The organism is Psychrobacter sp. 1U2, from assembly GCF_051847575.1.
In genome coordinates this window covers 166,842-193,038 of record NZ_JBPYDC010000002.1, presented here as the reverse complement: position 1 = coordinate 193,038, position 26,197 = coordinate 166,842, and the positions used below count along the sequence as shown (strand labels likewise).

Annotated in this window: 22 protein-coding genes; 9 read left to right on the top strand and 13 right to left on the bottom strand. The window is 44.6% G+C overall.

Translation table 11 applies throughout. The features are described 5' to 3' along the window. From ACS8FD_RS02040 to ACS8FD_RS02020, 5 genes are all read right to left on the bottom strand, one after another. Nucleotides 1-510: hypothetical protein (locus ACS8FD_RS02040; RefSeq protein ID WP_439274202.1), on the bottom strand; the 510-nt coding region annotated here is incomplete at its 3' end. Between the two features lie 282 nt (nt 511-792). After that, the gene (locus tag ACS8FD_RS02035; protein WP_439274201.1) at nt 793-2,163 is read right to left on the bottom strand and encodes an OmpP1/FadL family transporter; all 1,371 of its coding nucleotides are present in this window, start codon (nt 2,161-2,163) and stop codon (nt 793-795) included. 475 nt (nt 2,164-2,638) lie between these two features. Next, on the bottom strand, nt 2,639-4,042 hold the full coding sequence (locus ACS8FD_RS02030; RefSeq protein WP_439274200.1) for an outer membrane protein transport protein: 1,404 nt from the start codon (nt 4,040-4,042) through the stop codon (nt 2,639-2,641). 282 nt (nt 4,043-4,324) lie between these two features. Beyond that, entirely contained in the window at nt 4,325-5,818 is a 1,494-nt protein-coding gene (locus ACS8FD_RS02025; protein ID WP_439274199.1) for an OmpP1/FadL family transporter, read from the bottom strand. Nucleotides 5,819-6,089: 271 nt separating this feature from the next. Then, a complete protein-coding gene (locus ACS8FD_RS02020; RefSeq protein ID WP_439244496.1) occupies nt 6,090-6,362 on the bottom strand; it encodes a SlyX family protein in 273 nt (90 codons plus the stop codon). A gap of 193 nt (nt 6,363-6,555) precedes the next feature. Between ACS8FD_RS02020 and ACS8FD_RS02015 the strand changes: the two genes are divergently transcribed. The 6 genes from ACS8FD_RS02015 to ACS8FD_RS01990 all read left to right on the top strand — a co-directional run bounded on the left by ACS8FD_RS02015 (nt 6,556) and on the right by ACS8FD_RS01990 (nt 12,985). After that, complete coding sequence (locus ACS8FD_RS02015) at nt 6,556-8,490, top strand: ATP-binding cassette domain-containing protein (RefSeq protein ID WP_439274198.1); 1,935 nt, start codon at nt 6,556-6,558, stop codon at nt 8,488-8,490. Between the two features lie 598 nt (nt 8,491-9,088). Next, a complete protein-coding gene (gene petA, locus ACS8FD_RS02010; protein WP_439274197.1) occupies nt 9,089-9,673 on the top strand; it encodes a ubiquinol-cytochrome c reductase iron-sulfur subunit in 585 nt (194 codons plus the stop codon). Nucleotides 9,674-9,695: 22 nt separating this feature from the next. Further along, the gene (locus ACS8FD_RS02005) at nt 9,696-10,901 is read left to right on the top strand and encodes a cytochrome b (RefSeq protein WP_439274210.1); all 1,206 of its coding nucleotides are present in this window, start codon (nt 9,696-9,698) and stop codon (nt 10,899-10,901) included. Beyond that, nucleotides 10,901-11,617 carry a cytochrome c1 gene (locus ACS8FD_RS02000; protein ID WP_439274196.1) on the top strand — a complete coding sequence of 239 codons (717 nt, stop codon included), beginning with the start codon at nt 10,901-10,903 and terminating at the stop codon, nt 11,615-11,617. Before ACS8FD_RS02005 ends, ACS8FD_RS02000 begins: the two co-directional genes overlap by 1 nt. A gap of 238 nt (nt 11,618-11,855) precedes the next feature. After that, nucleotides 11,856-12,470, top strand: coding sequence for a glutathione S-transferase N-terminal domain-containing protein (locus tag ACS8FD_RS01995; RefSeq protein ID WP_439274195.1), 615 nt, complete (start codon nt 11,856-11,858; stop codon nt 12,468-12,470). A gap of 74 nt (nt 12,471-12,544) precedes the next feature. Then, the gene (locus ACS8FD_RS01990) at nt 12,545-12,985 is read left to right on the top strand and encodes a ClpXP protease specificity-enhancing factor (RefSeq protein WP_439274194.1); all 441 of its coding nucleotides are present in this window, start codon (nt 12,545-12,547) and stop codon (nt 12,983-12,985) included. 90 nt (nt 12,986-13,075) lie between these two features. On the opposite strand, the gene dcd is transcribed toward ACS8FD_RS01990, so the two are convergent. The 8 genes from dcd to ACS8FD_RS01950 form a co-directional block, all read right to left on the bottom strand. Continuing rightward, nucleotides 13,076-13,651, bottom strand: coding sequence for a dCTP deaminase (dcd, locus tag ACS8FD_RS01985; RefSeq protein ID WP_439244484.1), 576 nt, complete (start codon nt 13,649-13,651; stop codon nt 13,076-13,078). A gap of 133 nt (nt 13,652-13,784) precedes the next feature. Then, nucleotides 13,785-14,888 carry a DUF2804 domain-containing protein gene (locus tag ACS8FD_RS01980; protein ID WP_439274193.1) on the bottom strand — a complete coding sequence of 368 codons (1,104 nt, stop codon included), beginning with the start codon at nt 14,886-14,888 and terminating at the stop codon, nt 13,785-13,787. 22 nt (nt 14,889-14,910) lie between these two features. Next, the gene (locus ACS8FD_RS01975) at nt 14,911-15,336 is read right to left on the bottom strand and encodes a hypothetical protein (RefSeq protein ID WP_439274192.1); all 426 of its coding nucleotides are present in this window, start codon (nt 15,334-15,336) and stop codon (nt 14,911-14,913) included. A 59-nt stretch (nt 15,337-15,395) separates the two neighbouring features. Continuing rightward, nucleotides 15,396-16,616 carry an iron-sulfur cluster carrier protein ApbC gene (gene apbC / locus ACS8FD_RS01970; RefSeq protein WP_439274190.1) on the bottom strand — a complete coding sequence of 407 codons (1,221 nt, stop codon included), beginning with the start codon at nt 16,614-16,616 and terminating at the stop codon, nt 15,396-15,398. Nucleotides 16,617-16,678: 62 nt separating this feature from the next. Beyond that, nucleotides 16,679-18,019 (bottom strand): magnesium transporter, encoded by a 1,341-nt coding sequence (mgtE, locus tag ACS8FD_RS01965; protein WP_439274189.1) that lies wholly within the window; start codon nt 18,017-18,019, stop codon nt 16,679-16,681. Nucleotides 18,020-18,180: 161 nt separating this feature from the next. Then, a complete protein-coding gene (locus ACS8FD_RS01960) occupies nt 18,181-18,981 on the bottom strand; it encodes a 3-hydroxybutyrate dehydrogenase (RefSeq protein ID WP_439274188.1) in 801 nt (266 codons plus the stop codon). A gap of 75 nt (nt 18,982-19,056) precedes the next feature. Next, entirely contained in the window at nt 19,057-19,686 is a 630-nt protein-coding gene (locus ACS8FD_RS01955) for a CoA transferase subunit B (RefSeq protein WP_439274187.1), read from the bottom strand. Between the two features lie 94 nt (nt 19,687-19,780). After that, complete coding sequence (locus ACS8FD_RS01950; protein WP_439274186.1) at nt 19,781-20,494, bottom strand: CoA transferase subunit A; 714 nt, start codon at nt 20,492-20,494, stop codon at nt 19,781-19,783. A gap of 364 nt (nt 20,495-20,858) precedes the next feature. Here ACS8FD_RS01950 and ACS8FD_RS01945 point away from each other — a divergent pair, with 364 nt between their 5' ends. The 3 genes from ACS8FD_RS01945 to ACS8FD_RS01935 all read left to right on the top strand — a co-directional run bounded on the left by ACS8FD_RS01945 (nt 20,859) and on the right by ACS8FD_RS01935 (nt 26,177). Then, nucleotides 20,859-22,349, top strand: a complete 1,491-nt coding sequence (locus ACS8FD_RS01945) for a GntP family permease (RefSeq protein WP_439274185.1) — start codon at nt 20,859-20,861, stop codon at nt 22,347-22,349. Nucleotides 22,350-22,662: 313 nt separating this feature from the next. Continuing rightward, nucleotides 22,663-24,729 carry a methionine--tRNA ligase gene (metG, locus tag ACS8FD_RS01940; RefSeq protein WP_439274184.1) on the top strand — a complete coding sequence of 689 codons (2,067 nt, stop codon included), beginning with the start codon at nt 22,663-22,665 and terminating at the stop codon, nt 24,727-24,729. Between the two features lie 473 nt (nt 24,730-25,202). Next, nucleotides 25,203-26,177, top strand: a complete 975-nt coding sequence (locus tag ACS8FD_RS01935) for an ABC transporter substrate-binding protein (protein ID WP_439274209.1) — start codon at nt 25,203-25,205, stop codon at nt 26,175-26,177. Nucleotides 26,178-26,197 lie beyond the last annotated feature (20 nt).

Here is a 26,197-nt window from a genome sequence, read left to right as displayed (position 1 = left end):
AGGTAAGTTTCCTAAAGCGGTAGGAATCTCGGCACTTCCTGTATAAGACTTGAAATCATTATCAAGGTCAGTGTCATCATCACTTGAAGTAGTCACTGTAACTGCAGGAAGAACTTCATCTGAAGCTGTATCAGCTCTTGCTTCTACTGAATCGTCAGTAACTGCAAAATCACGTGTCGTTGTGTTGAATACTCCAAGAGGTCCAGCAACAATGTTTAATGACTGAACGCCACTCTGATCTACTTCAGGTTCATTAGGCTCACCTGGCTCTGGCTCAGGAGTAGGCTCTGGAGTAGGTTCAGGAGTAGGCTCTGGCTCAGGAGTAGGCTCGGGAGCTGGAATGGTTGGACTGCTACCATCGAAAATATCATCTAGAGTATAAGAATCGCTACCACTACTTCCGCAAGCTGCCAAGATCACAGAAGTCAGGATTACGACGCTCGCTTTTAGTGGGGTTTTTAATTTAGGTGCTGTAGAATCAGCTGAGATTGAATGACGGTTAGGTAACATTCGTATTCCTCCATGGATTATAATGAGATATTCCTTTCATATTCAACGCCTTAGGTAGCAATTGAACAACTTTTATAGATAACCAAAATCCACATAGTAAGTCAAGAGTTAATTATTTAACCTTTACGAGATACGATAATACTTAACCGTAAAAGTAATACTAAACTGAATAACTATGCTTTATTAATATCTACATTTTACTTAAACTATTTTCGCTTACTATAAAGCTCATCTATCACCGCTTGATAAGCTTTATAGAGCGTCTATTAAATAGAAATTAGCTTACTGGCTCTGGTAAGACAGTTTTACGCCAGCAATATAACCATCATTATCATCGGCTTTACTGACGATACTACCGTTAGGTAATTGTCCAGTGGCATCACCAAACTTGAGGTATTTACCACCAACTGAGACCGCCCATTCAGGAGTAACGTTATACTTAACACCGCCGCCGACGCTATAGAACCCTTCAATGGTACCTAGTGAGCTGACCGGATCGCCCGCACCTGAGTCATAACCGACCGTTACGGTACCAGCTAATTTTTCATTGAAGCGCTTGGCTAGGCCTACATCGACTTTCCACTGGTCTTTATCATAAGACAATAATGGCAAACCCTCTTCTACTGATGCTTTTGAGTAAGCATTGTAGAAAGGCGGTACAATCTTGAAGTCGCTCCAAGGTACCCAGCGTACATCTACCGTACCTAGTAGCTGATACTCTTGGCTCAGTCCAGTTTCGAAGTTTAGGTTTACAGATTCAGGAGTAGTAACCGTGGCTCTAGTGGTCGCGTACTCACCAATGGACTGGCCTAGATCAGAGTTTGGATCAATACCAAGCTGGCCCAAAGCAGTATTTTTCAATCCTGTACCTAGTAATGGAATTCTCTCGCCTATCTCAGTTTCATGATCAATCTCTGAGCGATAAGTCAAGTTAGCTTTTAGAGCAATTTCAGGGATGCTGTACCCTACCCCTGCAACCCAGCCATAGTCGGTATCACTATTGACATTGGCATCATAACCGGTCAAAGGACCATAGGCTTTACCGCGCAGATGCACTTCAGCTTTCGCTTTTTGCATCACGGGACCACCATAGACTTGAAAACCATTAGACTTAAAGCCTAATAAACCCGTCCACGACTCAGTATGAACGCTAACGTTAGTATTCTTATCGTAGTCAGGATCGTTTACAGATGGATTCAGCGCTGATTGCGGTAGCACAACTGGAGTGCCGTCAGGTCCTCTTGTGACAAAGTTGTTGTCACCTGGTCGTGATACAAAGTTATGATCGCCTTTATATTCAACTTCTGCACCAAATGGCTCATCGTAGAAAACACCAATACTAAAGTTTTCGTTAATATCCGTTTTGACACCATAACGGGCGAAAGTATACGCGTCATCAGTAGCATCACCAGTGTCATTGCCTTTTACATAACCAGATTCATCTTCAGTTATACCAAAATCGGTTCCAGCGTTGTCATGCGCTGATACATCAGTATCGATATAAGCATAATCAATCTCAGCGTAAGTACCCGGATTAAAGAAACCTTTGATATCTTGACCGGAGCGATCAAGGCCAGCTGCTTGAGTGAATGAGGCAGCAGAGAGAGTGATAAGCGCTAAAGTGAGCTTAGAGATAGGGAATTGTTGCGACACGTGACATCCTCCATGAATAATATTATCGATCGGTAGTGTTATCCACCTGACCTCTACTTGCAATCCTTTGCCAAACGATGAAAACCATCGCTCGCAAGATTTGGTTTTACTATGTTATCAGATTTTTTAGACATCACAGTAGTGTAAGTCAAGGTAACTGATTTTGATATCATAGTGAATTTTTGGAGTTATAGCAAACCTCTTTACCGCCCCTTATTAAAGCCAAATTTTTTGTTCTTGTGCAGGATATTTGGTTTTATAGATATAATAATGATTAATCAAATCAAGGCCTAGCAAGCTAACAATAGCCGACATATATCTTCATATATTTTCTTTTAGATAAATTTTTCGATTGACTAGCGTTATATATGACTAGTAGGTTCACAATTATTTTAGTCATTGTAATTTAAAAAAAGCGACTTTTTAAAGTCGCTTTTTTTAAATTACACTATTATGTCGATTATCTCATACTCTATTATTTATCTTGATAGGAGAGCTTGACGCCTACGATATAACCATCGTTATCTTGGAAATCGGCAGCGATCTTTCCAGTCGGTAACGCACCTTTCGCATCACCGAACCATAAGTATTTGCCACCGGCAGATACTGCCCAATTCTCAGTGACATTATATTTTGCGCCAAGTCCAGCACTATAATAGCCCTCGATAGGACCTAGAGACGTAGTTGGATCACCTGCACCGCTATCCCAGCCTACCGTACCGCTTACTGCTAATGCAGGCGCTAAACGCTTCGCCACACCTACTTCTACTTGATATTGATCATCATCATAATTAACTAAAGCCAAGCCGCCAGGGAACCTTCCTTTAGTCGCATCTGTATATAGAGACGGTACGATTTTAAAATCGCTCCAGGGCACCCAACGTGCTTTAGCAGTGACAAGCGTAGTGGGGTTAATACCCGTCTGGAAATCAAAGTTAATCGATTTTGGCGTTGTGGTTTCGATATTACTACTTCTAGCATTCGGTAAAGCTCCACCACTGATAGTAGGTGCCAATGGATAGCTCTCAAATGTTTGTGAAGTATGCTCAATCTCAGAGCGATAAGTTAAAGCGGCTTTTAGGGCGATCTCAGGTTTGCTATAGGCGATACCGGCGATATAACCATAGTCAGTATCAGGACTAGTGTTAGAAGTATAACCAGTAGCTGGACCATAAGCCGTGCCCCGAAGCCGAGTTTGTGCTTCGATACGCTGAGCGACTGGGCCGCCATAGATTTGAAAGTTCTTTTCTGGACCCAGTTTCATGCCCAAAATAGCCGTCAAACTATTACTGCGGACTTCAACCTTAGTAGTCTCGCCAGCAGTAGCGGCTTCGGCATTTGCTATACCTAACCCTAATCCTATCCCCTGCAACTGAGCAGTTAGCTCTTCTCGCTGCGCTTCTGGTAAATTAGGATTGGCAAGCGCAGTTTGGATATCGCCTGCAGCCTGCTGGGCTGTAGCTACATCAGGCACGCCAGTAATCCCAGCAACAGTAGCATCAGGATCATTTCCTGCTACAAAGTTGCTTTGGGTATATTCAGCAGAGGCGCCAAAAGGCTCATCGTATAATACACCAATACTAAAGGTATCATTAATATCGGCTTTTACTCCGTAACGAAAGAAATCATAACTCTCAGCGATATCCCCGGTTTTATCACCGCGTATGTAGTTGTTACTAAGAGGGTTGCCATTCGCGCTATCGTAGCCGCTAACATCAGCGTCGATATAAGTATAAACGGCCTCCGCGTAAGTCCCATCTTGGAAAAAAGCAGTAACGTCTTGACCCGAGCGATCAAGACCAGCAGCGCTAGCTATACTAGCTGCAGAGAAAGCAGCGACAGCTACCGCAAGGGTTTTTAAGTGAAAGGTAGGGCGCATTTTGTATCTCCAAACATCCTCGTTGTTAAACCGTCAGCATAGTCAATTTGTTACTAAATATGTCAACGATGTCCTAATTAAATAGTAATGGCTTTTTCACTTTAAAACAACAATTAAATACTTTATTTATTTTCCTTTATCTGTGTAAGTTATACTGAACTAATGTCAATCTAATTATCGAGTAGTTTGCTTTGCGCTACTCCATAAAAAAGCGACCCCTAAGGATCGCTTGTTATTATCACTCAATTTTATGACTTACTTTAATAAGCCTGCTCCAGATCGCTATTGCGCTGCTTGATAAGACAATTTAACGCCCAATACGTAACCATCATTATCTTCAAAGTTAGCGACTACTTTTCGAGTAGGTAGCTGACCTTTGGCATCGCCGAACCATAAGTATTTACCACCAGCAGATACCGCCCAGTTTTCGGTGACGTTATATTTTGCACCAAGACCTGCACTATAGTAGCCTTCGATTGGACCTAGTGACGTCACTGGGTTACCCGCGCCGCTATCCCAACCAATATTACCAGAAACGGCCAATGCTGGCGTTAAGCGTTTGGCTAAGCCAAGCTCTACTTGCCATTGATCGTCATCATAGCTGACCAAAGCCAAACCTTTATCGTCTTCGGTAGCACGCTTGCTGACTTCATTATATAAAGGCGGCACAATAGCAAAATCGCCCCAAGGTACCCAGCGTACTTTTGCAGTGGCTAGTGTGGTGGGATTGATACCCGTTTGGAAATCGAAGTTTACTGATTTTGGGGTAGTAATCTCAATAGTGCCACCTTGACTAGGATCACCACCTAAAGCGGCTACAATCGGATATTGCTCATCGATATTGGTATTATGCTCAATCTCAGAACGATAGGTCAATGCCGCCTTTAAAGCAATCTCAGGCTTGCTATAAGAGACACCAGCGAGCCAACCAAAGTCTTGGTCAGAGCTGATATGAGCGGTGTAACCAGTTGCAGGACCGTATCCAACGCCTCGTAGTGCTACATCGGCTTGTACTTGCTGGGCAACTGGGCCACCATAGATTTGGAACTCTTTATTGGTGCCTAATTTTGCGCCAAGAATACCAGTAACGTTTTCGGTGCGTACTTCTACATTAGTGCCTTCACCAGTAGTCGCTTTTTCTGCTTGTGCTGAAGCTACTGCCGCTCCTAACGATTCTGCTTGACCTTTTAGCTCTAAAGCTTTGTCTTGGGCAGCTTTTGCTTGCTTAGCAAATTCTGCTGCAGCTTGTGGCGAGGTTGCATTTTGGGCTTGCTGGGCGAGCTGGGCAGCGGCTTGACCTGCTTGCGTAGCACCTTGTGAAAGCTGGCCTATTTTGTTGCCAGCATCTACTAAACCAGTAGCATTACCGTTTGAGATGGCATTAATAGCGTCATCTAGGTTGCCTTGAGCGACAAAATTATTATCACCAGTGTAATCAGCAGCAGCGCCGAATGGCTCGTCATATAAAATACCAACGCTGAAAGTATCATTGATATCGGCTTTTACGCCATAACGAAAGAAGTCGTAAGACTCAGCGATATCGCCTATCTTATTGCCCTTGGTGTAAGCCTTATCATCTGCCCCTATATAAGCGTTGTCATGTCCGGTGACATCGGCATCGATATAGGTATAGACCGCTTCGGCATACAAGCCGTCTTGTAAGAACGCGGTGATATCTTGACCAGAACGATCAAGGCCTGCAGCGCTAGCAGCGCTAGCCACTGAAAAAGTAGCAATCGCTACGCTAAGAGCTTTTAAACAAAAAGTGCTACGCATTGAATCTCTCCAAACATCCTAACTGTTTTATTTTCTTACTCAATAAGCCTAAAGGGATTAAACATTAATGAGTAAGTGGGATTGAAGGCAAGATACTAATGGCTTTTGCACATGATGACAACCATAAAAAATAATTATTTAATTACTATGCCGTCACAATATAGTCACAACTTTACATTTAATAAAACTCATATAATCGCGTTTGCACTTCGACTCTGACTATCCTGGCGGTTATGCACGCAGATTGCTACTTGGCAGAATGACACTTGTTTTAATAGTGTGGAGGCTTATCCGCTAAGACATCAAAAGGCGCGATGCCGTCGCTTTCGTTTTGACTCTGTACTTGGTTGTAGATAAGCTGCAACTGTCGTTGTAGCGTTTGGATATCTTTATCTTGACGGGTAATCACTTGGTCCAATCGCTCTACGGTGAGTTCAAGATGCGCCATACTCATTTGTAGCTCAATCATCTCATCTTTTAGTTCAGCCTGTGTCGGCGAGTCGTTTTCTGTAGCCTCTGATGGCTGGCGCAAATATAGTGGCATGATAACTATCCTATCCATTGAAGGTTAATAATTTAGTAATAAGGTTCCCGCGATAAAAAAGCGTTACAGCCACTAAAGTCATCTAGGGTCATGTTATACTGATGACAATTTAGCGTGGCTCGTATTTAACCGCTTAGCTAAGCCCTATTTTATCACCTATTCTCCTCTACTATATATAAGCTTAAGACAATCTATGGCACTGATACATCTAAAAAATATCCACCTCGCGTTTGGCGTAGCGCCTATCCTTGACGGCGTCGATTTTAGCATTGAGGCAGGCGAACGCGTCTGTTTGATCGGTCGTAATGGCGAAGGTAAATCCACTTTATTCAAGCTCATCAATGGCTCTATGCAGCCTGATAGCGGTGAAGTCATTATCAACAGCAGCGTACGTGTTGCTATGCTTGAGCAGGATGTTCCTGAAACTTCCGGACGTATACTAGACATCGTCATGGGCGGCAGTCGGCAAACGGCTGATCTGCTAATGGCCTATAATCAGCAAACCGATTTGTGCGCTGAGGGTGATATGGATGCTTGCGAGCGTATGGCGACTTTGCAACACGATATCGATGCGGTACATGGCTGGGATTTAGAGCGTGAAGCGACGCGGCTGATTACCACTATGGGGCTTGATCCGGCCGATGATTTGTCCTCGCTATCTGGTGGTCGTAAGCGCCGGGTGCTACTGGCAAGAGCCTTAGTCACTAAGCCTGACGTATTATTGCTTGATGAGCCGACCAACCATTTGGATGTCGATAGTATCGAGTGGCTGGAGCGCTTCTTGTTAGATTGGCAAGGTCTGACGCTGCTATTTGTCACTCACGATAGAGCATTTGTCAACAAGCTGGCGACACGCATCGTCGAATTAGATCGTGGTCTGTTGACCAGCTATGATGTCACCCAAGGCGCAAAAGGCTACGCGCGCTATCAGGAACTAAAAGAGCAGCAATTACTCGCTGAAGAAAAAAACAATGCCAACTTCGATAAAAAATTAGCGCAAGAGGAAGTGTGGATTCGCCAAGGGATCAAAGCCCGCCGTACGCGTAACGAAGGCCGAGTGCGAGATCTAAAAGCCTTAAGAGAAGAGCGTAGCCAGCGCCGCGAGCAAGTCGGTAACGTCAATATCACTATGGATGCAGGCGAGAAAAGCGGTAAATTAGTCTGCAAAGTCAAAAACCTACATCTTGAGTACGATGGCAATGTGCTAGTGGATAACTTTAGCACTACGATTATGCGCGGCGACAAGATAGGTATCGTCGGTCCTAACGGCGCTGGCAAAACCACTCTTATCAAAGCCCTACTCGATATGTCTGACGATGAAGTCACCAAGACTGGCACTGTGGAGCTAGGGACGAATCTACAAATCGCCTTTTTCGATCAACTGCGTGATCAGCTTGATCTAGAAGCTAGCGTTGCCCAAAACGTCTCTGAAGGCTCAGACTTCATCGAAGTTGGCGGTCGTAAGACGCACATCATGAGCTATTTGCAAGACTTCTTATTTGCGCCAGAGCGTGCGCGTACCCCTGTCAAAGCCTTGTCTGGTGGCGAGCGTAACCGTGTATTGTTAGCCAAGCAGCTGTTAAAGCCGGCTAATATTTTAGTGCTCGATGAGCCAACTAATGATTTGGACATGGCGACCCTCGAATTATTAGAAGAGTCAGTCAGTAGCTTCAATGGTACGATACTACTCATCAGCCATGATCGCTCGTTTATGGATAATGTAGTCACTTCTACTTGGGTATTCGATACCGATGAAGAGGGTAATGGCGTAGTCGATGAATATGTCGGCGGCTATCAAGAGTACTTAATTCAAAAGAATCGGGCGCAAGCAGCTAAGACACCGAGCAGTGCGAGCACTTCTAAAGCCAACCAAAAACCAGCAGCGCCAGCTAAGCCTAACAAAGCGCAAAAAAAACTCAGCTTCAATGAACAGCGCGAGCTTGACTCGCTACCAAAAGAAATCACTAAGCTAGAGGCAGAGCAAGCTCAGCTACAAGACAAACTAGCTGATGGATCTTGGTTTAATGAAGATTTTGATGCAGCGACAGTGGCCAGTGAGCGCTTAGCGGTCATTGAGGAAGAGATGATGACTAAGCTTGAGCGCTGGGAAGCGCTTGAGAATGATTAATTATAAAAGTCAGGCATTCTCTTAGTATCTTTCATACTCTCATTGCCTCATTTTCTCATCGCAGCTGACATGTATGAGAGGTTAAGCAGAATCGGTTACGTAAAGGTGCTGAAAGTTAGTGAACATTGGGCTGATTTCAAGTATCATCGCTTATAAATAAATACCCTTATCATTTATAAGGTAATCTTGTCACTCAAAAGTCGATATTTATTGCTATAAAACAGAGCAGTCTTTGAGCCTTCATTAGTGATCATAGATATTTTTCAATAGTGATTATAAATGCTATATAAATATTATAATGACGTCTATCGTTCAGTCGATGCAAATTTGATGCTGATTATTTTGATAATGACTTAAGAAGTTCAACAGCGTAAAGCTAATAATAATGCCCGCAAAGGTCGCGTTATTTTTGGCGTACCAATTTATTTTTTAACCAAAATAGCTTAGAATAGTAACAATTAGCAAAATTAGGCATAGCTGATGTGGCTTGTCTCTTTATATTGTCAATATAGTATGAACCAATACTAGATGTTTTATATTTCTAAGTCACAAACCCAGTGTGGGATAATCCCATTTCATTCACCTGGAGGAAGTATTAATGAGCCAAGCCGAAGGCGTTAATGTACAACGCCGTAGAGTTTTGATTGCTTCAACTGCCGTAATTGGTGCAGCTGGAGTAGCGGCGGTAGCCACCCCTTTTGTTCGCTCTTGGACGCCAAGTGCCAAAGCTGAAGCTGCGGGCGCGGCAGTTACCCAAGATATCGGTTCTATTGAAGAAGGACAAATGATTGTCGTAAAGTATCGCGGCAAACCTATCTATGTCGTCAAACGTACTGAAGATATGGTGAATACTTTAGAGCCTGTTGAGCCCTTACTAGCTGATCCCGACTCAAGCGCATCGCTACAACCTGAATATGCCAAGAACCAAACTCGTTCTATCGAGCCAGGTTTATTAGTGGTTGAAGGCGTTTGTACTCATTTGGGCTGTGCCCCAAACTATCGCCCTGAAGTTGGCGCAGCTGACTTAGGCGGTAATGACTGGTACGGCGGTTTTTTCTGCCCTTGCCATGGTTCCAAATATGACTTAGCAGGTCGCGTTTATAGCGGCGTACCGGCACCAACGAATTTACCCATCCCAGAGTATAGTATGGATGGTACCATCTTGACAGTTGGGGAGGCTTAATATGAGTATGGGTAAAAAATTAATGCATTGGGTGGATTCGCGTTTCCCAGCGACTGAAACCTATGAATACCATATGTCCAAATACTATGCACCAAAAAACTTCAATTTTTGGTATTTTTTTGGTGTGTTGTCGATGGTGGTATTGGTTAACCAATTAGTGACTGGTATCTGGCTGACCATGATGTATAACCCGAGTGCTGAAGGCGCGTTTGCCTCGGTTGAATATATTATGCGTGACGTCAAAGGCGGTTGGCTCATCCGTTATATGCACTCCACAGGCGCATCTGCGTTCTTCGTTGTCGTCTATTTGCATATGTTTAGAGCCTTGTTGTACGGCTCATACCAAAAGCCACGCGAGCTACTATGGCTGATCGGTATGGGTATCTACTTAGCCTTGATGGCAGAAGGATTCTTCGGGTATCTATTGCCTTGGGGTAATATGTCATTCTGGGGTGCTCAGGTCATTTTGAACTTACCTGCAGCGTTGCCGGTCATCGGTGATGGTCTTGCTGAGTGGGTACGTGGTGATTACATTATCTCAGGTATTACGCTTAACCGCTTCTTTGCGCTACACGTTGTGGCTATTCCGCTAGTCTTAGTTGGTTTAGTATTTATGCATATCGTAGCTTTACATCACGTCGGTTCAAACAACCCTGATGGTATCGATATTAAGAAGCTTAAAGATAAAAATGGCGTACCGTTAGATGGTATCGAATTCCATCCGTACTACACCGTGCATGACATGATTGGCATTGTTGTCTTCTTTATTCTGTTCTTTGCAGTGGTGTTCTTCTTCCCAGAGGGCGGTGGTTATTTCTTAGAGCCACCTAACTTTGAGGCGGCAAACTCCTTGAAGACACCTGAGCACATTGCGCCAGTATGGTACTACACGCCTTTCTACGCTATCTTGCGCGCGGTGCCAAATAAGCTTGGCGGGGTTATCGCTATGGGCGGTGCCATCGCAGTGCTATTCTTGATCCCTTGGCTCGATAGATCGCCAGTACGCTCTATTCGTTATAAAGGTATCTTATCGAAGATTGCATTGACTATATTTGCTATTAGCTTTGTAGTATTGGGTTATTTAGGTGCAACACCGGCCACCCCTACTGCAACTATCATGGCGCGTGTTTTCACTATCTTGTATTTCTTATTCTTCTTACTAATGCCGTTTTACACTGCTATTGAGACGTGTAAACAGCCACCAGAACGCGTTACCGGAGGTCACTAATGAGAACCCTAACAAAATCATTAACTGGTTTGGGCTTAGGTGCAGTATTGACCTTGACTGCTAGCACCGCTATGGCAGCAGGTGGCGGTGGCTGCGGTACCTTCGTTAATGCTGAAGGCGTAGAAGAGCATTTGGCTTGTAGCGACGCTCCTGTAGATTTTACTAACAAGGGCTCGCTACAAAACGGCGCAAAAATGTTTATGAACTACTGTGCTGGGTGTCACTCAGCGAAATATGTTCGCCATTCGCGTATCGCCAAAGACCTTGAGATTCCACCTGAGCTAGTCGAGAAGTATCTGATGGTGACCACCGATCAAATCGGTGATCATATTGATGCTGAGATTGATCCAGAGCTACAAGCATCTTGGTTCGGTGCGGCGCCTCCTGATCTATCGCTAGTCAACCGTTTACGCGGTGATGATTGGGTCTATACGTACCTGTTATCTTTTTATGAAGATCCAAGCCGTCCTTGGGGCGCTAACAACTTAGTATTGGCTAATGCCGCTATGCCTCACGTCTTGCATAATCTGCAAGAAAGCGTAAGCCAAGAAGAGTTTGAGTCTGAAGTAGGCGACTTAGTCAACTTTATGGCTTGGATGGGTGAGCCGGTTCGCCATGATCGCCGTGTCATCGGTGCCTTTGTGATTCTTTTCTTATTAGTCCTACTCATTCCAGTCTACTTACTCAACAAAGAGTTCTGGAAAGACGTTAAATAGTTCTAACTTGTAGGCTATTTTTAACAAAGAAAGCATTACTTCGGTAGTGCTTTTTTTGTGCAGCATATAGCTTGGGCTTCAGTATTAAACATCTCAACCACTAAAAAGCACCCTAAACCTATTCAACTAATAAATTGTATATAACTGCTTGGAATAGGCTAGCATTTACGCTTACTGCCTTGATTAACAAGGTGAGTTTGTTTACGATGACAGCCTTAATAATGAATATTAGGCTGCCATGATTGATGCGAATGACATTCCCAGTAGTCAGCTGATTTTGTATGCTGATGATGGCTACGATAGCCATGTCGTGCGCTTGTTGCTGGAAGAAAAAAAGCTAGAGTATTACCTATCGCGCCTGCATTCTGAGCGCCCTGAAGACTTAACTGAGCTAAACCCTTATCATACTTTGCCAGTACTACAGCAGCGTGAGATTGCGCTATATGAGATCAACGTTATCTTTGAGTATCTAGAAGAGCGTTATCATGCTAATAAACTACTCCCTGAGACCCCGCAAGAGCGGGCGCAGTTTCGACAATTGGCTTGGCGTATCCAACACGATTGGTTAGTCTTAGGTAAGCGTCTGCTAATGCATCCTGACAGCTTCAATAAAGCACAGGCAGCTTTGGCTAAGAAGCAATTAGCCGACTCGCTAATCACCTTAGCGCCCCTATTCGCTCATAAGCCTTACTTTATGGCGGATAGTTTTGGCTGGTGCGATGTCTTATTAGCGCCGCTGTTATGGCGATTAGAGGAGATGCAAATCGAGCTACCACGCGCTATCAGTCGCCCGTTATTGGATTATCAAGAGCGGCTGTTTGAGCGTAAAAGCTTTCAGGCCAGCGTCCGTTGAACTATTGCAGTACTTTTATAACTTGAAAATACTTGTTAATATTATTTTGTAAAATATCAGTAGAGGAATAAAAAATGAGTGATAATCCCATCGCTATTACCCCAACGCGCCCTTATATGATACGTGCTATCTACCAGTGGATAGAAGATAATGCGCTAACCCCTTACTTAATGGTCGATGCAACGGCTGAAAATGTACAGATTCCAACAGAACATGTGCAAGATGGACGTATTGTCCTCAATATTGCCAGTCGTGCCACCGGTAATATGAGTATGGAGAATGACTATATTCATTTTAGTGCGCGTTTTGGCGGGGTATCGCAAGAGATTTGGGTACCTTTGCAAGCAGTACTTGGTATCTATGCTAAAGAAAACTCGCAAGGGATGTTTTTTGACCCCAACGAGTACGATAACTATGAACCTGAAGAAGAGGCTAATGCAGTATCGAATAAACCCAAAGCCGCCGCTCCTAGACCCAAACGCGATAATAAAGCAGGCTTAAAGGTACTGAAATAATCGGTATAACATAAAGCATTATAATGATAAAAAAACGGAGCCTATCTATAAGGCTCCGTTTTTTTATCTCAGCATTCGTTTTACTTAATACTAAGTCCTAGGCAAGGTCACTCCGCGCTGACCTTGATATTTACCGCCGCGATCTTTGTAACTGGTCTCGCAGACATCATCAGCATCGCTTTGGAAGAACAGCATTTGCGCGACCCCTTCGCCCGCATAAATACGCGCTGGCAAATTGGTGGTATTACTGAATTCTAAAGTCACATGCCCTTCCCACTCAGGTTCTAGCGGCGTGACATTGACGATGATACCGCAGCGTGCGTAGGTCGATTTTCCTAAGCAAATCGTCAGCACATCACGAGGAATACGGAAGTACTCCACAGTACGTGCTAGCGCAAAAGAGTTGGGCGGAATGATACATTCATCGCCAACGATATCGATAAAGCTTTTTTCATCGAAGTTTTTAGGATCGACGACGACTGAATGTACGTTAGTAAATACTTTGAACTCAGGGGCACAGCGTACGTCGTAACCGTAGCTCGACGTACCATAGCTGATGAGGCGCTCGCCTTCGTCATTGAAGCGCACTTGACCGGCTTCAAAAGGTTCAATCATCTGCTGGTTTTCAGCCATTTCACGTATCCAGCGGTCGGATTTGATAGACATTTTTATCCTTAACAGTGTTTATAGTGTTCATGATAGATATTTCGGTAGCGATGATTATACGCAGTTGAGGCGTCAATTTATAGGCTTTACACTAGATAAAAGTATCCTCTCTACATCCGGCTTTAGCCAATTATTACCATTTAGCAAAATGATCTTCTGCAAGCCCTATAATCTGATCAAGCTTAATGACCTCTTCACCAATACGTATCTCACCGCTATACTCCCCAAGCCACTGCTCAAATATACTAGCCACAACACCATAGCTATCTGTTTTTTTATAAACTTTTTTGGGCGTAAATATTAAATCAATATCAATATTACTCCAGCCTAAGTTTTGATGATAAATGTGCCAAGTGTTTACAGACGAATCCTCATTATCTCTACGCTCAAATAACACGGGTGGTAGATAAAAAATCTCGCCATCAAGCCAGCAGGCATTTTCGCTCATACCTGTTTCGTTGACACCCATAGACAGATTCAGTAAAAGATGCAGACCATCTGGGAGGTAGCTATTGATACACGTCCAAAACCAATTGGTTTCATGGCGCATATAGCCAAGTGTCCAATCTAGATTGGCTCTTGTTGTCTTAGTCAATTCAATGGTTTGCGCTTGACTATCAGCCGTCATCTTTGTACCGGCTTTGATAGTTATCTCACCGTTTGGGGCAGTCAGCGGCTCTTTTTGGGTAAACGTCCAACCGCGTCTACCCGTCGGCGTACATATCGCTAATGGACTGTTTTGTCGTTGCAGACTAGCATTGAGTGCTAAATATTGACTGTCAAGCGTGACCTTGATGTGACTGGCTGCAAAGTCTAATGTCAACTTGAGCTTGGCGTGACTAAATACCATCTTTCCTTGATGATGATCGCCAGTGAATGCGGAATGCCGCATGACTGGCTGCAACGCTTCACCAACCTCTAGCTGCTTAGTCTGTTCATTATAAATATAAACAAAGGCACTAGTGGCAATCTTAATCGTCGCCAATGCAAAACAGACTCTAAAAGGCGGCTCAATGATTTGAATAAAGCAAAACTGATTGGCCTTAAGATCTTTGCGCCAGTTCGATAGTGGTTTTTGCGAGATTAGCGGGCTATGATAATCTAGATAGTTGATTTGCTTCACTTGTGAGAACACACCAAATTGCGGTTGTCCGTTTTGGATAAGTTGGTCAAGCTGAGCGAGCCTAGAATAGGCGGTTGAATGTTGCAAGTGTTGTTGGTTACGTTTTTGACTCATTAGCTGGCATCCTAGCCAAAGGTTATTGAGAGAATAGCTGTCCTTGATAGCTAACTGCGGTACTTATCACTGCTCTTTTTGACTGCCTTGATGCCGCCCAAATGGCTTCTCTAATAGCTTTAACCTCTATCGCAGTTAGTCCATCGGCCAGCTCCTCGGTGACATTTGCTACGGCAAAACCATTTGTCCCAAAAGGATGTTTGGGAAATTTTAACAGTAAAGCCGCCATCGCCTCTACTACTGGCAAGAAATCGGCAATCACCATGCGGCGGTTACTAAAGTTAGCATTAACCTGATAGCGCTTGCTACTGCCATCTTTATAGTAGCAAACGCCAATCAATTGGTTATTTGATAATTCAATCTCATACACGGGCGGACGCAGCATTTTTAACAACTTATACTGCTTGGGCGCACCCTTTAAATGATTTTGATAAACGGATACGTTCATAAAATTCTCTTTTTAAAATAAAAGTGCTTTAAACTCTATCTGAGCTTAGGCTATTTTTACTAAAATATCCGCTTATCATCGACAGGCTTAGCAAATTTATCAATATTGGCTTCGATGTTTTTAGCAATATTTATATAGTAAGTCGCAAACTCATCCTCTGCAAGCACACTTGGCTCACCTTTATCCACTTGCGCGCGAATACCACTAGCCAGTGGCAGCTGTCCCAATAGCGGTACCTGATACTGCTCAGCGATCATCTCTCCGCCGCCTGTACCAAAGATGGCTTCGGTATGCTGACAGTTGCTACACGTGTGTAGCGCCATGTTTTCAACCACACCCAAGACTGGAATATTGGTTTTGTTGAACATCTCAATACCTTTTTGTGCATCAAGCAGTGCGACATGCTGCGGAGTAGTGACAATCACCGCACCTGTAACCGGAATACGCTGGGCAAGCGTGAGCTGAATATCTCCGGTTCCTGGTGGCATATCGATAACCAGATAATCGAGTTGCGGCCAATTGGTTTGATTATACAGCTGCATTAATGCGCCTGTCGCTTTGGGACCACGCCAAGCCACTGGCGTATTATCGCCATCGAGTAAGCTACCGATAGAAAGCATTGCTAAGCCGCGCGCTTCAACTGGAACGAACTGCTCGTTTTCAAGCTCAGGCTTAACATCGGCAACGCCAAGCATCGTTGGCATACTAGGGCCATAAATATCGGCATCAAGTACCCCAACCTTATGACCTAGTTTCTGCAATGCTAGGGCGATATTGACTGTCGTTGTCGATTTACCGACGCCGCCTTTACCAGAAGCTATGACGATAATGTGACGAATGCGCGGATGCGCAGCTAAAGACGCTTGGGTGGGAGCAGCTTTGCTGATAGGCACCTCTGAATCGCCGCTAGCGGTCTGTGGCTGTGTGCTGCTCGCCATTGCATCGGTAGTTTTTGGCATAGAAGTAGCTGTTGATTTAGGTAGGCTTGCGCTAGAGACTTTAGGCGGCGCAGGCAAGCGTACATTCATATGAATGACCTCTATGCCGTGAGGCCGTAATAGTTGCCCAAGCTCTTGTTGAATCGCCTCAGGATCGCTACTGTGCGGCAAACGCAAGTCTAAAGTGAGTTCATTATCATTACGCTCAAGGCCAGTCACCATAGTCGCGATGCTCACATCACCGACATGGTAGCTCAGCAGCGCCTTGTCAACCGCGCTATCGCGCTGCGCTTGCTGCTCAGGAGTTTCGGGTTTGGTCTTTTTTTTCATAAAATTAAACATAGTAGCCTTTATCATTATTATCCGTATTTATCGTTATTATAACGTTATCATTAGGGCATATCCTAGCCGATAGTCAAAAACTTCGATGCGATAAATAAATAAATCAGGACGCCTGAGGCATCGCTTATCGAGGTAATCAAAGGGGCGCTCGCCGTCGCGGGGTCAAAGCCAAGCTTATTAAGCACAAAGGGCAAACTCATCCCGATCACACTACCGATTAGCACCACCGAAACCATACTCAGTGCTAGCACTAAGGAGACGATAGCATCGCCGCGAATATAACCGATAACCGCAACTGCAGCCGCCATCGTAGCACCAAGTAATAAAGCGACTAAGGCTTCTCGGCCTAACAGTGTAAACCAGTCGCGCATCACTACATCGCCCGTCGCTAAGGCTCGCACCATTAGAGTCGCTGACTGCGAGCCAGCGTTACCGCCGCTATCGACAAGTAAGGGCAAGAAAAAGACTAAGACTAAGTTTGCAGCAATGACATCTTCAAAATTGGCAATACTAAATCCTGATAATAGATTACCAAATATTAAGAAAACTAGCCAAAAGACGCGCTTGCGATATAAGATGGTGATGCTCGCGTCTTTTAAACGCCCTACCATGGTTGAAACACCGCCAGACTTATGGAAGTCGTCAGTGGCCTCATCGCTTGCTACGTCCATCGCATCATCATGAGTGACAATACCGACTAATGCGCCCATATCGTCGATAATAGGCAAGGCAATCAAATCATAACGAGCAACTGCTTTTGCGACATCTTCTTGGTCATCATTGACGTTACAAGACACTGGACCCGTCACCATCAGATCACAGATGAGCTGCTCAGGTGCTGCTAATATGAGCACCCGCAAGGATACTACCCCTTGCAGCCGGCGCTCCTGATCGATGACATAAGCATGATAAATCGTCTCGGCATCAGGTGCTTCTAAGCGTAGCGCTTCTAGCGCTTCTTTAACCGTCATCTGCGCGCTTAAAGTGGCATAATCTGAGGTCATCAATGCGCCAGCGGTCCGCTCCGCATAAGCGGCAAGCCTACGAATATCCTCTCGCTGCGCTTGTGCTAAAGCCGGAAGCAAGGCGTCTCGCTGCTGCTGATTGAGGCGCTTATAGAGATCGGTGCGCTCATCCGCTGGCATCTCGCCAACGAGCTTTGCCATCTGCTCTCGAGGCAGTTTGAGCGCCATAGCAACCTGAGCATCAGCGTCGAGATACGAAAAAATCGTCGAGCGATTTGGTAAGCGCTCAAGTAGCTGCCAAGCAGAACTAGGATTGATTAACGCGAGTATGTCCGCGATATCAATAGGACGTAGCGCTTCAACCTGATCGGCTGCTTTATCGTATTGTTGTTGATCAATAGCACTACTTATCTTTAACGCAAAAGCTTCATTATGCATTACTCTACTCCAAGCAGCCTAAACGATGCGCTTAACCATCACAAAAAAGAGCCAATAGTATGAATAGTATTGGCTCCAATGAATAGGTATTAGATGCTAATAGATTACCCTTTTATTAGCAAGCGCATGACGGTTAAATCAAGAGGCGATAGCATAAACCCTCAATTCATAAACCAGCCGTGACTGGCGACGATGGACTGGCCGGTAAATACATTGGTTGGAAACGCCGCTAAAAATAGCGCTAACTGTGCGATATCATCGACAGTCGTAAACTCTTTATCCACCGTATTAACGAGCATAATATCGTTGACCACTTCAGCTTCACTAATGTCCTTTTCAGCCGCTTGCTGCGGGATTTGTTTTTCGACTAACGGTGTTTTGACAAATCCTGGGCAAATCACATGCGCGCGCACATTATGTTCCGCGCCCTCTTTTGCCAGTACGCGGCAAAGTCCCAGCAAGCCATGCTTAGCAGTGACATAAGGGGCTTTATATAATGAAGCTTCGTGCGAGTGTACGGAACCCATATAGATAACGGTGCCGCCTTTATCGTCTTTGTACATGTGCTGAATGGCAGCCTTAGTGGTCAAAAACGCACCATCCAAGTGAATAGCGAGCATTTTTTTCCAATCTTCAAACGCCATGTTATTGATGGGGTCGATGATTTGAATACCAGCGTTAGAGACCAAAATATCGATACTACCAAAAGTATCTACTAGTTGTTGTACGCCAGCATTTACGCCGGACTGTGACGTCACGTCCATCTCAATAGCCAGCGCTCTGCCGCCTGCCGCTTTGATCGCATCGACCGTTCGCTGGGCGGCGTCAAGATCGATATCGGCAATACCGACAGCCGCGCCTGCCTTGGCATAAGTTTCTGCAATATCTCGGCCGATACCACTAGCTGAGCCGGTCACTAATGCCACTTTAGCGCTCAAATCCTGTTGTAACTGCGTTGCCATACCACATCCTTTGTTATTAAATACTATTTTTAATTACTGAGTAATAGTTACTGGGTTATAGCTATTGATTGATATCTATTGAATAACAGTCACTGGCGTCTTTTCTTGCAGCTCAGCAAAGCTGACGCCATCGGCCAGCTCAACCAGCTTTAAGCCATCATCAGTGACATCTAATACCGCAAGCTCAGTAATAATGCGATCGACCACACCTTTACCGGTCAAAGGCAGTTGGCACTCAGATAAAATCTTAGGGTCGCCATGTTTATTGACTTGTTCCATCAGCACAATCACCCGCTGTACGCCGGCAACCAAATCCATCGCGCCGCCCATACCTTTGACCATCTTTTTGGGGATCATCCAATTAGCAAGATCACCTTGCTCTGAGACTTCCATAGCACCTAGTATGGCAAGATTGACATGCCCGCCGCGTATCATCGCAAAGGAGTCAGAGCTACCAAAATAGCTTGCGCCAGTAGCTGCTGTGACTGTTTGCTTGCCGGCATTGATTAAATCTGCATCGACGTTGTTTTCGGTTGGAAACTCGCCAATACCTAGTAAGCCATTCTCAGACTGTAGCCAAACATCCATACCCTCAGGAATATAATTCGCTACTAAAGTTGGTAGGCCGATGCCGAGATTGACGTAGTAACCATCTTTTAGCTCTTGCGCTGCTCGCTGTGCCATCTGTTCTCTTGTCCATGCCATGTCGTACTCCTTTTTAGATTGCTTTTTTTAAATTACTTTTTCAAAGTTGCTTTTTTTAAGCTACTGCTATTTAAAGTTGCTTTAAAGTGCTTATTTAAGCGCTCTCAGCCGCTTTGATAGTAGTTTTTTCGATGCGCTTTTCAGGCGTGCTATTGAGGATAATACGCTGCACAAAAATGCCCGGCAGATGAATTTCATCAGGATCAAGCGCGCCGGTTTCAACGATCTCTTCGACTTCCGCAATAGTGACTTTGCCTGCCATCGCACAATCTGGATTGAAGTTACGTGCCGTTTTATTAAAGATCAGATTGCCGGCTTTGTCAGCTTTTTGCGCCTTGATTAAGGACACATCAGCAGTTAAAGAATGCTCAAGCACGTAAGTACGACCATCGAACTCTCGCGTTTCCTTACCTTCTGCGACTAAAGTGCCGACACCAGTCGCTGTATAAAATGCTGGAATACCGGCGCCACCTGCACGGAGCTTTTCGGCCAGCGTTCCTTGCGGGGTCAGCTCAACTTCCAGCTCGCCTGCTAAGTATTGACGCTCAAATTCTTTATTTTCGCCCACGTAGGATGAGATCATTTTTTTAATTTGCCGCGTTTGTAGCAGCAGCCCTAGACCAAAATCATCGACGCCTGCGTTATTACTGATGCAAGTTAAGTCTTTGACGCCGCTATCACGTAGCGCGGCGATTAATGCCTCAGGTATTCCGCATAGCCCGAAGCCACCAATAGCAAGGGTTTGACCGTCCTTGACGATATCTCTTAGAGCGCTCTTAGCACTGTTATATACTTTTGATTGACTCATGCTTATCTCCTTTAAGCTGTTTTTTATCATTTATTTCCGATAATCGCTTACGCATTTTTTTATTTTAAAATTCATAGACTTATCGTTGAAAGTTAAACGGCAAGCGTATTTATCTAAAAAGATACGTATCATATCGTTATATCTTATTTTAAAAGATTATGCTAACTTAGCATAATATTTTGATAGAGCCTAGAGAAAAACCCAAAGCCGTGATAATTAGTTGCAGTCATTCATACCGTTAGCAGTACTAAGTCATAGCTCGTTGCCTCTAGTTCGCTTTTTTACTCTATCTTTATTAAGTAATTATTTCAGTTAGCAGTGAGTATATCTTACTCATTATTTTTTATGCCAAGGAGAGGCTGTTATGTTTAGTACCTTTGCTATTGTTATTACCTTGCTACTACTGATGTTCTTCGCTTATCGAGGATATTCAGTATTGATTTTGGCACCGATTATGGCGACCTTAGCCGTCCTATTATCCGGTGACTTTCTAAGTAGTATTCCAGCTTACACTGATGTGTTTATGGGCGCTTTGAGTGGGTTTTTGCTCAAATTCTTTCCGATATTCTTATTAGGGGCGCTGTTTGGGCGTTTGATGGCTGACTCAGGAGCAGCGACAGCGATTGCTGATACGGTGGTTAGAAAGCTGGGCGCTAGTAAAGCCATTCTTGCGGTGATCTTAGTCTGCGCTATTTTGACTTATGGCGGCGTCTCTTTGTTTGTGGTGGCGTTTGCTATCTATCCTATTGCCAAAGATTTATTCAAAGCCGCGGATATCCCTAAACGTCTGATTCCTGCCGCTATTGCTTTAGGCTCTTTTACTTTTACTATGACTGCCCTACCAGGCACTCCTGCCATTCAAAACGCGATTCCAATTCCTTATTACAATACCAACGTCTTTGCCGCCCCTGTATTAGGTATCATCGGCGGTACGATTATGTTTGTACTGGGCTGGTGGTGGTTGCAGTCGCGGGCTAAAAAAGCCAATGCGGCGGGTGAAGGCTACGGTCAGCATGATGATGAAGATATCGGCGTTGGTGGTATTGATGCCAAAAAAGTAGCCGTTTCTAAAGACGACCCTGCAAGTCATAGCGCTCAAACCAATGTCGCTCAGAGCAATCTAGCCAGCACCCTTGAGGCGCGCAGTACGCATCAGACCTCTTTTACCGTGGCAATGATACCGCTAGTATTAGTGATTGGGCTTAACGCTATCTTAACTTATGCTATTTTTCCTTCGATGAATTTCGAGGCTATCCAAGCGCAGTTCCCTGATCTAAACATCGCCGGTTCATTAGGGCTTTGGTCGATCATCATCTCGTTAGTGATCGCTTGTTTAGTATTGATTGTATTGCGTATAGGTCACTGGAATGATCTACAAAAAACCATCAACCGCGGTACTTACGACTCAATGTTACCTATCTTTAATACCGCTTCAGAAGTCGGTTATGGTGCCGTGATTGCTTCACTCGCCGGATTCCTTATCATCCGCGATAGTATCCTTAATTTAAGCCCGGATAATCCCCTGATTTCAGAGGCCGTTGCTATGACGACGCTCGCTGGTATCACCGGCTCCTCATCTGGCGGTTTGAGTATCGCACTATCGACTTTAGGCGAGGATTATTTACAGATGGCAGTAGCAGCTGGCATCGATCCTGAGCTGATGCACCGAGTGGCGGTGATGGCAGCTGGCGGTCTTGATACGCTACCGCATAGCGGCGCGGTCATCACTTTGCTTGCGATTTGTGGTTTGACTCATAAACAGTCTTATCTCAATATCGCTATGGTGACTATGATTATACCGCTGACAGCAGTCGTCTCTATTATTATCTTGGGGACATTATTCGGCTCGTTTTAACGCTATTTTGTATAAAATAGAAAAAAACTGTCCTGACACTATCAGCCTACTTAGTAAAGTACTAAGTAGGCTTTAATCGTTATAAGGGTGGATTAAACTATAGCTAAGACTGAGCGCCATCAACCAACGTGTGATGAACCGCCGTTGTTTAGATAATTACTAAGCACTATCACATAAATGATAGATTTACGGTATCATAGACAAAATTTTCAATTTAGAAAAATCTCATTATTATAGTGGATAGCTATAAAGCTTGAAAAGTCGAGCCGTGAGATAACCAACCCATTTATATCGAATAACAAAGGTGATAAAAGTGCGTGAAATTTTAGTAACTAGTGCCCTACCTTATGCCAATGGCTATATTCATTTAGGCCATCTCGTAGAATATATCCAAACTGACATTTGGGCGCGGGCGATGAAGGCGCAAGGCCATCAAGTCACTTATGTTTGCGCCGATGATGCTCATGGTACGGCTATTATGCTAAAGGCTGAAGATAACGGTATCACGCCAGAGGAACAGATCGCTTCGGTCAAAGCCTCGCACGAAGCTGACTTTGCTAAGTTTTTGATCGAGTTTGATAACTATCACAGCACTCACTCCTCTGAGAATAAGCACTATTCAGAGCTGATTTATCGTCGTCTCAATAGTGCCGGTCACATCTCAACCCGTGATGTCGAGCAATTATTCGATCCTGAAAAGCAGCTATTTTTGGCCGATAGGTTTGTCAAAGGCGAGTGTCCTGAATGCGGATCGTCCGATCAATACGGTGATAATTGTGAAGTTTGTGGCACTACTTATGATGCCACTGAGCTCAAAAACCCGCGCTCGACTCTATCCGATGCTACGCCAGTTCTTAAAGTCTCTAAGCATTACTTTTTTGACTTGCCAGGGTTTGAGCAGTTCTTAAAAGATTGGACGCGGAGTGATAAGCGTCTACAGCCCTCAGTCGCCAATAAACTACAAGAATGGTTCGATGCTGGTCTTGCCAGCTGGGATATCTCGCGTGACGCGCCCTACTTTGGATTTAAGATACCGGATACCCCTGAGGGCGAGCCGGATAAGTACTTTTATGTTTGGCTTGATGCGCCTGTCGGCTATATGGCCAGCTTTCAAAACCTTTGTGATCAGCGCGCAGGTACGGACAACGCGCTAGATTTTGATCGCTACTGGGCGGCGGAGAATGAGCATAAAACGGAAGTTTATCACTTCATTGGTAAAGACATCGTTTATTTCCATGCGCTGTTTTGGCCGGCGATGCTCGCGGGTAGCGAATTCCGTACCCCGACTGGCGTCTATGCGCATGGCTTTTTGATGGTCAATGGTGAGAAGATGAGTAAGTCGCGCGGCACCTTTATCAAGGCTGAGACTTACGCTGAGCATTTGCATCCTGAGTACTTGCGCTATTACTTTGCCAGTAAGCTATCGGATAAAGTGGAAGATATTAACCTAGATCTTGAAGACTTTATGCAAAAGGTCAACTCCGACTTAGTCGGTAAAGTAGTCAATATCGCGAGTCGTAGCGCTGGGTTTTTAGTGAAGAAATACGATGGTATGCTCACTGAGGTTTGCGCGGAGCCAAAACTATTAGAAGATATCACCAAGACCGGTGATGAGATCGCTGCGGCATACGAGAATCGTGAGTTCTCACGCGCGATGCGTCTGATTATGCAGTGCGCAGACAAAGCCAACGAGTATATCGATGAGAAAAAACCTTGGTCACTCGCTAAGCAGGAAGGCACCGAGCAAGAAGTGCAAGACGTCTGCTCGGTGGCGATTAATATCTTCCGTCAATTGATGGTTTATCTCGCGCCGGTATTGCCAGAGCTGACCAATAACGCCAAAGCATTTTTGAATATAGATGATTTGAGCTTTCATAGCCGTAATGAGTGGTTGCTGGGTCATCAAATTAATAAGTTCAAACCGCTGATGCAGCGTATCGAAGAAAAAGATGTCGCCGCTATGGTAGAAGCCTCAAAAGCATCATTGGGCGATTCGCAAGAGCAGGAAGCAGCCGCTACAGATGGGAATGATAATAGCGCTGAGCAAGATGATTATATCGGTATCGAGGACTTTAGCAAAGTTGAGATGAAAGTGGCGCACGTTTTAGAATGCAACTATGTCGAAGGCGCAGACAAGCTACTGCAGTTCACGCTCGATGTGGGCGAAGACAAACCACGCAACGTCTTTAGCGGTATACGCAAGTTTTATGAGCCTGAGCAATTATTGAATAAAAAAGTGATTTGCGTGACCAATCTTGCACCGCGTAAAATGAAATTTGGAATATCAGAAGGCATGGTACTCTCGACTGGCAATCCTAAAACCGGGCTGACAGTGGTTACTTTGCCAGATGATTGCGTCGTTGGTGATGTACTCGCTTAGTGTTTTAAACTCACTCAGTTTTTTAAATTTATAAGTTCATAAACATTGTGTCTTATAAACACTAAGTATAGATAAGTATAGAAAAGGTGCCTAGCTTGGCATCTTTTTTATGATCCTAGCATTTAACCTTAAAGCTGATTTTTTGTTCAAAGTTATTGACGTTTAATAGTACTGAGCTATAAAACCACTGAAACGTGCGACTTACCGAATGATAGTTTTAGCATTTTTTTGAACTTATAAAACTTATTGACTAATTTTTTATTGCGAATCGTTACATTACTGTCATAATATAACCACTTATATTTATGAACCCTCTATGCCATCTCAGTCAGCTGTAGGCGAGCACTAACAGTGTCGCTATAGTTAAGTTAACGAGCTGACTTGCATTTTCCAACCGAAGAGTTAATTTGATAATGACTATTGCTACCCCTCTACGCCTAAGCCTATGCGGAGCTGCTCTCAGTGCCATCAGTATGTTTGGCTTAGTAGGTTGCTCAAACTCAACTACTGAAACCACGACCGATGATGCGGCTACCAACAGCGAAAAACCTGCCAAGACTCTCGCCATCACGCAAATCGTTGAGCATCCTTCATTGGATGAGATCAGACGAGGGATGTTAGAGGAGCTAGCAGATAATGGCTATGTGGAAGGCCAAAACCTAACGGTCAACTTTCAAAGCGCGCAAGGTAATCTCGCCACTGCCGGACAGATTGCTAAACAGTTTGCCGGTGATTTGCCAGATGCGATTGTCGCCATCTCAACGCCATCGGCACAGTCTGTTGTCGCTTCCACGACTCAGGTTCCCGTTATTTATACCGCTATCTCTGACCCATTAGCTGCCAAGCTTATCGATGAGAACAACGTTCCTTTTCAGGATAATGTCACTGGCTTGTCAAGCCAGCTGCCTATCGAGCCACAGCTAGATCTCATTCAAAAAATTGCACCTAAAGCCAAAACTATTGGCTATGTTTATAGTCCTGGCGAGGCGAACTCAGTCACTGTGCTCAATCAGCTCAAAGCGGCCGCCCCTGCCCGTGGGCTCGAAATTTTGGATCTGACCGCCAACCGCCCGACTGACGTGGCGATGGCTACTCGTAGCCTAGACGGTCGCGCCGATGTGATATATACCTCGCTCGATAACAATGTTGTCTCAGCGTTTGAGGCGATGGCAAGCGCAGCAAACGAGCTCAAAATCCCAGTGATCGCCTCTGATGAATTTAGCGTCAGACGCGGAGCTACTGCCGCGCTTGGGGTCAATGATTATGACTTTGGCCGCGTTACTGGTCAGATGGTCTATCGAGTATTAAACGATGAAGCGGTCACAACGGTAAAACCACAAGTGATGAATGACCTGACTTTATATGTCAGTCCTAAACATGCGCAAGCGCAAGGCGTGACTTTATCTGACGAAGTACTGAAAGACGCTATCAATGTCGATGATCAGTGATCCTAGTACAATGACGATAA